This is a genomic window from Levilactobacillus sp. HBUAS70063, assembly GCF_038374745.1.
GTDB lineage: Bacteria > Bacillota > Bacilli > Lactobacillales > Lactobacillaceae > Levilactobacillus.
This window is the reverse complement of record NZ_JBANSM010000001.1, coordinates 157,389-168,380: the sequence shown is the minus strand read 5'-3', so window position 1 is coordinate 168,380 and position 10,992 is coordinate 157,389. Positions and strand designations below refer to the sequence as shown.

Annotated in this window: 9 protein-coding genes; 6 read left to right on the top strand and 3 right to left on the bottom strand. The window is 56.6% G+C overall.

Annotation, left to right across the window (positions count from 1 at the left end):
• Positions 1–74: 74 nt before the first annotated feature.
• The 4 genes from mvk (at position 75) to fni (ending at position 4,209) form a co-directional block, all read left to right on the top strand.
• Positions 75–1,022, top strand: coding sequence for a mevalonate kinase (gene mvk / locus V8I28_RS00860; RefSeq protein ID WP_341778238.1), 948 nt, complete (start codon positions 75–77; stop codon positions 1,020–1,022).
• Positions 1,019–1,996: a diphosphomevalonate decarboxylase gene (mvaD, locus tag V8I28_RS00855; protein WP_341778237.1), complete on the top strand. Its 978-nt coding sequence runs from the start codon at positions 1,019–1,021 to the stop codon at positions 1,994–1,996. Before mvk ends, mvaD begins: the two co-directional genes overlap by 4 nt.
• 83 nt (positions 1,997–2,079) lie before the next feature.
• Positions 2,080–3,153 (top strand): phosphomevalonate kinase, encoded by a 1,074-nt coding sequence (locus tag V8I28_RS00850; protein WP_341778236.1) that lies wholly within the window; start codon positions 2,080–2,082, stop codon positions 3,151–3,153.
• A 15-nt stretch (positions 3,154–3,168) separates the two neighbouring features.
• Positions 3,169–4,209: a type 2 isopentenyl-diphosphate Delta-isomerase gene (gene fni, locus V8I28_RS00845; RefSeq protein WP_341778235.1), complete on the top strand. Its 1,041-nt coding sequence runs from the start codon at positions 3,169–3,171 to the stop codon at positions 4,207–4,209.
• A 107-nt stretch (positions 4,210–4,316) separates the two neighbouring features.
• Here fni and V8I28_RS00840 read toward each other — a convergent pair whose 3' ends face one another.
• Positions 4,317–5,687, bottom strand: a complete 1,371-nt coding sequence (locus tag V8I28_RS00840) for an RsmF rRNA methyltransferase first C-terminal domain-containing protein (protein ID WP_341778234.1) — start codon at positions 5,685–5,687, stop codon at positions 4,317–4,319.
• 199 nt (positions 5,688–5,886) lie between these two features.
• Here V8I28_RS00840 and V8I28_RS00835 point away from each other — a divergent pair, with 199 nt between their 5' ends.
• Complete coding sequence (locus V8I28_RS00835; RefSeq protein WP_341778233.1) at positions 5,887–6,699, top strand: Cof-type HAD-IIB family hydrolase; 813 nt, start codon at positions 5,887–5,889, stop codon at positions 6,697–6,699.
• 94 nt (positions 6,700–6,793) lie between these two features.
• On the opposite strand, the gene V8I28_RS00830 is transcribed toward V8I28_RS00835, so the two are convergent.
• Together V8I28_RS00830 and V8I28_RS00825 are read right to left on the bottom strand one after the other, a co-directional pair.
• Entirely contained in the window at positions 6,794–7,942 is a 1,149-nt protein-coding gene (locus V8I28_RS00830; RefSeq protein WP_341778232.1) for an ArgE/DapE family deacylase, read from the bottom strand.
• 361 nt (positions 7,943–8,303) lie between these two features.
• On the bottom strand, positions 8,304–9,128 hold the full coding sequence (locus V8I28_RS00825; protein WP_341778231.1) for an AraC family transcriptional regulator: 825 nt from the start codon (positions 9,126–9,128) through the stop codon (positions 8,304–8,306).
• A 199-nt stretch (positions 9,129–9,327) separates the two neighbouring features.
• Here V8I28_RS00825 and V8I28_RS00820 point away from each other — a divergent pair, with 199 nt between their 5' ends.
• The gene (locus V8I28_RS00820) at positions 9,328–10,989 is read left to right on the top strand and encodes a family 43 glycosylhydrolase (RefSeq protein ID WP_341778230.1); all 1,662 of its coding nucleotides are present in this window, start codon (positions 9,328–9,330) and stop codon (positions 10,987–10,989) included.
• Positions 10,990–10,992 lie beyond the last annotated feature (3 nt).

Genomic DNA, 10,992 nt, shown 5'->3' with positions numbered 1-10,992 from the left:
AAACTAGCGCAATCAGAATCAGTAGAGTATGATATTCTGGTAGGAAATTTAATGGAGAAAGTGAGCGACCAAACTTGGGTAGAACGGTAAGTGGACAAAGTAATGCCAAAATCATTCTGATCGGTGATCACAGCGTGGTGTACGGACAACCCGCTATCGCCTTACCTTTGCCGTCGGTCACCACCAACGTCACCATGCGTTCGGCCACCCGTGGACAGCGGCTGAGTAGTCGCTACTTCGATGGCCCGATTAGCCAGCTGGGGCAGAACCTCGCCGGCGTGGCGAAATTAATAGACACCTTACTCACCCGTTTCGACGGTCACGAGGTGCCCTTCGACATGGTCATCACCAGCGACCTGCCCGCCGAACGGGGCATGGGGTCGTCGGCGGCGGTCGCGGTCGCCATCACCCGCGCGATGTACGCGTTCTTTGACCGGCCGCTGAATCGCGACTTGTTGCTGGCCAACGCGGAAATTGCGGAAAAGATTACGCACGGCAACCCCAGCGGCATCGATGCCGCCACCGTCAGCTCGGACGTGCCCATCTGGTTCGTTCCGCACCAAGAGACCACCCAGATTCCCTTTGCCTTACAGGGTTACCTGGTCATCGCCGACAGCGGGATCAAGGGCCAAACCGGTAAGGCCGTGGCCGCCGTGGCGCGGCGTAAAACCACGCTACCGACCGAAACCGACCAACAAATTGAAACGCTGGGCGCCCTCAGCGTGCAAGCCCGGTCGGCCCTAGCTAAACCGGACCTGGCTCAACTCGGCACCATCATCAGTTCGGCGCAGACGCAGCTCCACGGCCTAGGCGTGAGCTCCCCCGAGCTGGATCGTTTGACACAGATTGCCACGGCCAACGGCGCCCTCGGTGCTAAATTAACCGGGGGTGGCATGGGCGGTTGTCTAATTGCCCTGTGTCCCGATTTAACGACCACGCAACGGGTGCGAGACAGCCTAGTCGCGGCCGGGGCCACGGCAACGTGGATTGAAGCCTTTAACCTAGAGGAGGAACACCAATGAATGCCACGGTAACCGCAAGAGCCCACACCAATATCGCGCTGGTTAAATACTGGGGCAAGGCCGACACCGACCTGATTATCCCGCAAACGGGAAGCCTGTCCCTGACCCTGGATCAGTTCTACACCGACACCACGGTGGTCTTTGACGACCGTTTGACCGCCGATGAGGTCTCGGTGAACGGTCAACGCCTGTCGACCAGCCAGGCCACTAAAGTACATAACTTCTTGAACCTGGTGCGCCAGCAGTCTTCGCGCACCTCTTTTGCGCGAGTAACGTCCGTAAATCACGTGCCAACCGCGGCCGGCCTGGCTTCCTCGGCCTCCGCTTTTGCCGCGTTAGCCGGGGCGGCCAGTCGTGCGGCCGGGCTGACGCTTGACCGCACAGCCCTTTCCCGGCTGGCCCGCCGCGGATCGGGTTCCGCAACCCGGTCCGTCTTCGGTGGCTTCGTTGAGTGGCACGCGGGTCACGACGACCTCAGCTCGTATGGCGTGCCGTTCGTCGAGGATGTGGATTGGCCCATCGCCGTTGTGGCGTTGGTGCTTGACCCCCATCATAAGAAGATTAGCTCGCGGCAAGGGATGCAGAGTAGCGTGAACACGTCGCCCTTCTACCCCGCCTGGAAACAGATCGTCGCCGATGATTTAGCGGCCATCAAGCCGGCCATCTTGGCTCACGACTTTACCACCGTGGGCGAGACGCTCGAGTCCAACGCCATGCGGATGCACGCCCTGACGCTCAGCGCGTGGCCACCGTACAGTTACTTTAACGGCGACACCCTCGGTGCCATGCAGACGGTCAAGGAGCTCCGTGCCCAGGGAATCGCCTGCTACTACACGCTAGACGCCGGTCCCAACCTCAAGGTCTTCTGTCAGACCGCCGACGTGCCCGCGCTAACGGCACGTTTCACGCAACAATTCGGCGCAAACAACGTCATCGTCGCCCACCCCGGTCCGGGAATCCAATTTCTCGATTGAGTTGACGACACTATCTTAAAGGCTAAAATACTTTGATTAAACACTATAAAACTTATTAACGGTTACAGAAGGGACCTGATTTTTTGATTTCCGCGCAAGCACCCGGAAAACTCTATATTGCTGGCGAATACGCCGTGGTGGAGCCGGGCTATCCGGCGATTATCGTTGCCTTGAACCAATTCGTCACCGTGACCATCACGCCGAGCCACGACTACGGCCGGATCGCCTCCAAACAATACCAAGAGAACTCTCTTTACTGGCAACGCCAGGGAAGCGAGCTCGTTTTTGACAATCGGGATAATCCCTTTCACTACATCTTATCTGCCATTCGGTTAACCGAACAGTACGCGCAGTCGCTGGGCAAGCCCCTTGCCATCTACCACCTGAACGTCAACAGTGACCTCGACAGTGCCGATGGTAAGAAATACGGGCTGGGGTCTTCGGCCGCCGTCACCGTGGCCACCGTCAAGGCGCTATGCCAGTTCTACGACATCGACATGCCCAAGGACCGGCTCTTCAAGCTGGCGGCCATCGCGCACCTCGACGTGCAGGGCAATGGTTCACTGGGTGATATCGCAGCCTCCGTTTACGGCGGCTGGATTGCCTACCAGGCCTTCGATCGCGACTGGTTAGCCTCCGCGCGCCGTGAAATTAGCCTGACGGACCTGCTCCAGATGGACTGGCCCGGCCTGCAGATTGAACTGCTGACGCCGCCGGAATCACTGCGGCTCATGATTGGTTGGACCGGTACGCCGGCCTCCACCTCTCACCTGGTCGACAAGGTGGCCCTGTTTAAGGCCACTCGGCGCGAGGACTACCACGCCTTCCTCAGAGAAAGCAAGGCCTGTCTGCAACGCATGATCGCCGGCTTCCACGCCCAAGACCTGAACGCTATTCAGACCGAAATCGGTATTAACCGTCAACTGCTGAACCAACTGGCTAATCTCAGTCACGTCACCATCGAGACCAAGTTGCTCAAGACCATGTGCGACATCGCCGTCCACATCGGCGGCGCGGCCAAGTCGTCCGGTGCCGGTGGCGGGGATTGTGGTATCGTCATCATCAATGCGGCCAAGGATCTCGCTAGCCTGCTCAAGGAATGGGAACACCGCGGTATTGAACCCCTGAAGTTAAACGTTCATCACGTGATCGAATAAAAGGAGAACGCCCTTATGGCACAACTTTCACGGCACGCCCACCGGAAGGACGAACACCTTTCGCTGGCCGAAAAATTCTATCAACCCACCGCAACCAGTCAGTTTGACCAGCTACGGTTCGTCCACCAGGGGCTTCCCGAGATGGCTTACGAAGACGTCGACGTCCACACGACCCTCGGCCCTCTCACGTTGCCGGTTCCTCTGATGATTGAGGCCATGACCGGCGGCAGTCCGCGGACGGGCAAGGTTAACGCCGCGCTGGGCCGCATCGCCGCCACCACCGGGATGCCCGTGGCCAGTGGCTCTCAGAGCATTGCCCTCAAGGACGCCGGTGCGGTACCGACCTTCACCGTCCTGCGGGAGAATAACCCCGACGGCCTGGTCTTCGCCAACATTGGGGCTGGCCATTCGGTGGCCCAGGCGAAGGCCGCGGTCGACATGTTGGCCGCCAACGCTTTAGAGATTCACATCAACGCCGCCCAGGAATTGGTCATGCCCGAGGGAGACCGGGACTTTCACTGGCTAGACGAAATCGGCGAGATTGTCGCCGCCCTCGACGTGCCCGTGATTGTCAAGGAAGTCGGTTTCGGCATGGCTCACGAAACACTGGCCCAACTGGCCGCAATCGGCGTGCAATACGTGGACCTCGGCGGCCGTGGGGGTACTAATTTTGCCCAGATTGAAAACTTCCGGCGACCGGAGAAGGAACTCACCTATCTGGCCGGCTGGGGGCAATCGACCGTCGAGTCCCTGTTTGAGGCGCGTCAGGTCCCCGCACTTCAGGTCATTGCGACCGGTGGGGTGCGCCAACCGCTGGACGCCATCAAAGCGCTGGCCCTGGGGGCGTCCGTGGTGGGGAGCGCCGGGCGGATTTTACACAGCCTGATCAAGACCGACGAGGCCACGACCACCCAGATGCTACTGGACTGGCAAACCGGTCTGCGGACCATCATGACGTTACTTGGCACCCGCAACTTGGCGGCCCTCCGGGAAAAACAGCTCCTCCTCTCCCCTGAACTGGAGAGTTATTGCCGGCAGCGCGGTCTGACGAAGTAACGCATTTTGTCCCTTACAAAAACCATAAAATCCCCAGTGAGGTGCTTTCTGATGCTACCATCAGGAGGTGACCTTACTGGGGATTATTGCGTTAACGATGATTCGAATTAAAGGGTGGCGTCCGTATCGTAGACCGTGAAGCGCAACCCCTTGGGGAAGAAATTCTTCACCGTGGTGCCCACGACCTTGCCGAAGCCCACGGGCTGATCGGCACAGGTTAGAAGGTACCAGCCCTTCTGCGGCGCGGTGGCTAGCGTGAAGGTCTCGCCGTGAACCCAGGCGCGCCACTGGTCACGCGTAATGGCCAAGGTCTGATTGACCGTCAGAGGATCGCTGGCCAGCGCCAAGGCGTAGGCCGGCTCGAAGCGGTTCTTCTTGAAGGTACCCAGATGCAGGCCCGGCCGGAAGACGTGGCATTTCTTGAGATTAGGCAAGTCGGCGGGAACGGCGAAGAGTTGATCCTTGACCGTCACTAGATTGGCCAAGGTCGTGGTGCCCAAGACCTGCTGGGCAAAGTCCTGCCAGAGATTCCTTTGGTCGCCGGTCAGGGGCGTGCCTAACTTTGCTTGGCCGTGCACGGCCGGAACATCGCCCTGCGCACGCTCTAATTTAGCCACAAAGTGCCCTTCGCCGGCCATCAAATGGGGAAAGAGCCGGGCGGCCTTCTTTAATTCTGGATTGCCATCGGCCCACTCCGGCCGGGCATCCACGACGCCACCAACCTTGGTGATGGGCACGAGGTGAAAGTCGGGGAAGTTCTGCAGGACCCACGCCATCATCTGTTCATCTTCTTCCGGGGCGAAGGTACACGTGGAATAGATGAGTTGGCCGCCGGGCTTGACCATCTTCAGGGCCTCGGTCAGAATCTCGCGTTGCCGGTCCGCACACTCCTGAACGTAATCGAGGGACCAGTAGCTCATGGCATCCGGATCTTTACGGAACATCCCCTCACCGGAACACGGTGCGTCTACCAGAACCTTGTCGAAATACGCGGGAAAGACCGGACTCAGCCGATCCGGCGAGTCGTTTAAAATGACAGCCGACCGGACGCCGAAACGCTCGACGTTTTCCGCCAGCACCTTCACGCGTTTGCGATTAATCTCGTTGGTCACCAGCAGACCGCTGCCTTGCAGGTAGCTGGCCAGATGGGTCGTCTTGCCCCCGGGCGCGGCACAGAGGTCGAGCACCTTGTCACCAGGTTGTGGTGCGGCCGTGGCCCCCACAAACATGGCGCTGGGTTCCTGACTGTACACGGCGCCGCTCTGGTGCGCCAGGGTCCGACCGCCCACCGTGCCGAAATGGCCCAGCGGCTCGTACGGCACCGGCTTGGCCGCGGTCAAAGCCGCCGCCAAATGGTGATGCGCCGGGTTAACGCGATAGCCGCTCAGGCTGGGCGCGTCAAAACTCGCCAAAAAATCGGCCGCTTCTGGCCCCAGTAGCCGTTGATACTTCGTTACAAAGTCTTCAGGTAAATTCACCGTTATTCCTCCATCTTGTATGTTACAATCAATCTATTTGCTATATACATAATGCCGCATTTGGAACTTTTCCTCTGCCTATTATACCCGTTTTAAGAAGCCAGCACTACCCCACGGCGGCGCGAAAAGGATGCAACCAACCGCAATCTGTGTTAAATTGTAAGGGTTACTTTATTTCAAAATTGCGAGGTGTTCTCTGTTGGAACGAAAACTTATTGCCATCGACTTGGATGGCACCACTTTAAATGCGGATGCCCAGATCTCGGCTAAGACGAAAGCCGTTTTGACTCAGGCCCGCAAAGCCGGTCACATCGTCAGCATTGTGACGGGACGGCCGAACCGCATCTCGGCAAATTTTTACGATGAACTCAATCTGGATGGTCCCATGATCAACTTTAATGGTAGTCTGGGGCACATCCCCCACCAGCAATGGTCGGGTGAATACCAGTATACCTTTACCAAGGAGATCGCCTTTGACCTCCTGGCCCACCGCGAGGAGCTCGGCATCAACATGATTGCGGCCGAGGGTAAGAACCTCTTCTTGGCGGTGCGTCAACATCCCGTGGAAGTCGGCTTCTTCCCCACGGTGCTGAAATCTAATGAAATCTTGAACCAAAAGACGCTGCGCGAGAACCCAACCAGTCTGACGGTGGCGGTGGACCGTAGCCATCAGGAACACCTGTTGAGTTACCTGCGCCACAACTTTAGCGATACGATTGATGCGGCGCCGTGGGGTGGCCCCAACGCGGTCGTGGAACTCGGCGTAAAGGGTGTGCAGAAGGCCACCGGCGTCGAAGTCTTGGCCCACCACTATCACGTGGAACGGCAAAACATCATTGCCTTTGGCGACGAGCATAACGATGCCGCCATGATTGATTACGCTGGTTGGGGGGTGGCAATGCAAAATGCGACGGCCCCCATCAAGCAACTGGCCAATGACATGACCACGCGAGATAACGACCACGACGGGTTAGCCACCTACCTGCAGGACTATTTAAAATTAGCCGAATAGACGCAAAGATAAGAAAAGTCAGCGCGAGCAATCGTTTTTAGATGCTCGACGCTGGCTTTTTGTTAACCTCACTTTTATTCACAACACACTCGACCTAGTCCGCCAAGTAGGCCGTCATCAGCTTCTGGTAGAGCATCGTGAAGTCCAGATACATCTGCCGATCCACGTACTCGTCGACCTGGTGGGCCGTCTCGTTACCGGGACCGAAGACGATAAACGGATAGTTGTGCCCCTTGTCCTTTAAGAGGTTCGAGGCATCCGTCACGGCCGGCAAGGCGAGCTTAGGAACCGGGGCCCCCGCGTACCCCGCACCGATGGCCGCCGCCAGATTACTCAAGTCATTATCCTTGGGCTCCTCGACCGGGGACTGTGACATGTAGATGTCCATGGTCACGCGACCGCCCTGTTCGTTGACCTGGGTCACCAGTTGTTGGAGCGTCTGAGTCACGGCCGCGTTGTCAAACTCGGGAATCGTCCGCACGTTCATTTCGGCCGTGGCGCTGGCCGGAATCGAATTGACCTGATTACCGCCGTTGAAGACGGTCGTGTTAAAGGTCAGCTCGCCCAACGTGGCGTTGACCCGATCGGTCTGGCGAAAGGCTTCGTTGGCCTGACTCAGTAACGACAGGAGCGGATCGATCGCGTTTTGCCCCAATTCGGGCATGGAGCTATGGGCCGCCTTCCCCTGCGAGGTTAATTTCACGTCCATCGACCCCTTGTGCGCGGAGAAGATGTGGTAGCCGGTGGGTTCGCCAATCAGTAAGGCGTCGACATCGCTCATCGTGCCATCCTCATAGAAGGCCGCAGAGCCCGTCTCGCCAACTTCTTCGCCCACGGTTGCCATGAGTCGAATCGTGCCCTGCGTTGGCTGGTCGGCCGCGTGTAGATCAATCATGGCGATGACCAGCGCCGCTAGACCGGCCTTCATGTCGGTGATCCCGCGACCGTACAGCTTATTACCACGCTGTGTCAGTTGAAACGGGTCACTGGCCCAAGCCGCCTCGTCACCGGGCGACACCACGTCCATGTGCCCGGAAACGCCTAAAACGGGGTGGCCCGTTCCAATCTCGGCCACTAAATTGGCGCGCGTGTCACTCAAGGGACGCAACTCGGCCTGAATATCGTGGTCGGCCAACAACCGTTGGAGGTAGGTGGCAACCTGCGTTTCGTGATCGTTCACCGACCGAATCGCCACCAGGTCCTCAAGAATCTGTAATTTCTGTTCATCCGTAAACACTGCCATCGCTGATTCCTCCTTAATTACTTAAATTGTAACGCAATCAATCATTAAACTCATGGATTTACTTTCCGCCCGGTCGGTGCCGTCACATTCCAATTTACCCCACTACTTTTACTAATGTAAATTTTCGGGAGTTTGTTGCATTCTTGCCGAAAATAATGGTTGCTAGCTACAATAAGCTGATTTAACAGCATTTAGATATTGCAGTTTTCACAGAATCGACCTTATTTTGGCTCAGATTTCAGAATATCCGCCTATTTTAAGGCAATTCGGGTGAGGTTACCGGTAAATGTAGGCTACAAAAAGCCGTATCAAGCGATATTAATTCCCCGTTCCAACCAAAAAAACGAGCTGTTTTCCCTGGTCACTCTCGTTTTCGCCGATAGCGCAGCCGAATCTGCTTGGGAAGTGCCCCATACATCTCTTGAAACATCTCACGGGCGGTTCGCCGGTTCGTCAAGCCGTGCCTATCCATCAACGTGTCCACCGGTATCTCCGTATCCAACAAGTCGCGATACAAGTTATTCAAGCGAATCAGATAGACGTAGTGCCCCAGGGTGACCCCCGTTTGGGCCTTAAATAGTCGCGACAGATAGCTGGCATTATATCCAAATTGATGAGCCACCGCCTTGACGCTCAATTTTTCCCGGTAATGCTCGTTGATATAAATCACAATCGATTTTAAATGACTTGAACTCTCCGTCAAGGGATCGTCTGAGTCAGTAAAGTTTAACACCAGTATCTTCAATAGCGTCAAGACCGTGATACCGGTATCGAGGAGGTAGCCACGCCGCCGTTCGTGGTTGATTTGATTTAAACGTTTAAACGTCGTCACCACTTCGCGATAGGCCGGCGTATCCTCTAAACCCATAGTGGAAAAATTCAACCGTTCCGGATGACTCACGTACTGTTCGATGAACCCCAGTGGAATCTGCAAAACCAGCGACCGGTTCGGCGTATTCGTGACATCGTGAATCACGCCGGAGGAAACCACAGCGAAGTGGTTGGCCCGAATCACGTGGGCCCGACCGTCGAACTGAAAGGTCAGCCGGCCGGCCAGCACACAAACCAATTCGAGGCTACTGTGCCAGTGAAAGGGGACGTACCCACTGGTGGTCACGTCAGATTCGTAGAACCGAATCCCAATGTCTAAGTTGGACACGACATTTTCGTGATGTTGCCGAGTCATCGTCCTCATCCTTTCCAAAAAAGTGACAATCATTACCTAGTTGCCAGCAATAAGCGACAACCTGATGAGCAATCATTGACTTGTATCCGCTTCCAAAGTATTCTGAGTTCAGAAATTAGTTCTCATTATCGACTAATCGAAGTGCTGTTACGACAGCCTACAAGTACCCTAATTTTAACAAATGGAGTGTGAAATTACCATGTCACAAATTCAAAATCCAATTATTCCCGGAATGGCCCCCGACCCTTCAATCATTCGTGTGGGTGCGGATTATTACATCGCCACCTCAACCTTCCACTGGACGCCCGCCGTTCAAATCTTCCACTCAACCGACCTCGCCAACTGGCAACTCATTGGCTACGCCCTCAACCACGGCGAAGTTGACCTGCGGGGAACCAACACGCCGGCCGGCATCTGGGCGCCCCATTTATCCTATGATGCGCATACCCAGAAATTCTGGTTAGCTTACTCCCACATGCAAAACATGGCCGGTCGCGAGTTCAACTCGGATTCCTTTGCCGTCTCGGCCGATAGCATTACCGGGCCGTGGTCCCACCCCGTCTATCTGACCTCCATCGGCTTCGACCCGGCGCTCTTTCACGATGACGATGGCAAGCATTACGCCGCCATTCTTGAATGGGAGACCCGCACCGGCTACCAGGCTCCCGGCCATATCGTCATTGCCGAGGTTGACCTGAAAAATGGCGGTATCATCGGCGATTGGCACCGGGTCACTACTGGCTTTACCACGCGTGGCTGCGCCGAAGCCCCACAGCTCTACAAACACGCCGGCTACTACTATCTCCTGATTGCGGCCGGCGGAACGGGCTACGGGCACGGCGTTGAGATTGGCCGCGCCAAGACCGTCTTCGGTCCCTACGAACCCAATCCTACCGGTGAACCCATCATTACCTCGTCCCCCCGTCACCTCTTCTCGCTGGGCGATCCGGACGCCGGACACTTCGAGATGTTTAACCCGCAGTCGCTCATGCAAAAGGCCGGACACGGCTCCTTGGTCCACACGCAAACGGATGAATGGTACGTTGCACACCTGATGTCCCGGCCACTGGCGGGGCAAAAGAAGAATCCACTGGGCCGCGAAACCTCCCTGCAAAAGATGCGTTGGACCCAAGACGGCTGGCTGGAAATGGCCGATGGCAGTAATCTGGCTAAGATGCAAGTGGCCGGTTTAAAGGGGGTAGCGACCACCCAATCGCCAACACAATTTGACATTCACGATGACTTCGCCAAGACCACCTACGATCGACGCTTCATGACGCCGTACCGAACGCAAGACGCCAGCTGGGTGAATACCACGGAAAATCCCGGCCACCTGCGAATTCACGGGCATAACTCGTTTTTCTCTCAGGTGAATCCCAGCATTATGGCCACGCGCGCCACTTCGCTGGACTACACGGTTCAAACCAAGCTTACCTTCCATCCCGACCACTATTCAGAAACGGCCGGACTGGGGCTCTACTACGACTCCAACAACTGGCTATACACCCGGATCTGTCAGGCCGATACCGAAGACCACACCGTCCTACGCGTTCTGCAAGCCAAGTTAGGCGACCGCATCGATCACGTCTTTGACGAGGTCACGGTCCCTAACGACACCACCGAGATTCGGCTGGACTACCATCAGGGGACCGCTCAAGTTACCTACCGTTTAGACGGATCGGCCGATTGGCAGCCTTTAGGCGACGCCTTTAACGTGACCTACCTGTCGGACGAGGGCGTTAACGGCGCGCCCGGTGAAATCGGGGGCTTCACGGCGTTGTTCAACTTCATCGGTGCCGTCGATGCCCATCAGCTACAGTCCTACGCCGACTTTGATTACTACACGGTCAAAAACAATTAAGAA